A 428-nucleotide genomic window follows, 5' to 3' on the forward strand; every position below is an offset into this window, starting at 1 on the left:
CCCAGGTGAAGTCCAGCAGTTCACGTGCCACCGAGGCCGGGACCGCCTCGCGGACGATGACGTAGCCGTACGTCTGCCAGTGGGCGAAGTCCTCCTCGGACAGCACCCGCAGCGGACGCGACTTGTCGAGCTCACGCAGGGCGGTCTGCGCGAGGTAGGCCTCGCCGTCCGCGCTGAAGTACGGGATGTCCGACGCCGCGCGGTGCAGGCGCGGCCGACGGCGAGGGGCGGGTGTCGTCATGAGGTTCATGGCAGGTTCTTCTCCTCGGCCGGCCGTGCGGCGACCCCGGGGGAGCGGGGCCGCCGCGGACGGCGGGACGGATGGCAGTGCCGTGGTGGGAGGAGCCGTGACCACGTCGATCAGCAGGATTGGTCCAGACCGCCTGAGCTGTCAAGTGCCGCGCACATATGGGGATATGGGGTGTGGT

General features: G+C 70.1%; 1 protein-coding gene. It reads right to left on the minus strand.

Going from position 1 to position 428, the window contains the following annotated elements; translation table 11 throughout:
* A partial coding sequence (locus tag AC0AIB_RS31425) for a hypothetical protein (protein WP_465098115.1) occupies window positions 1-250 on the minus strand: 250 nt, incomplete at its 3' end.
* Window positions 251-428 lie beyond the last annotated feature (178 nt).

This window comes from Micromonospora sp. DSM 43699 (assembly GCF_055517075.1).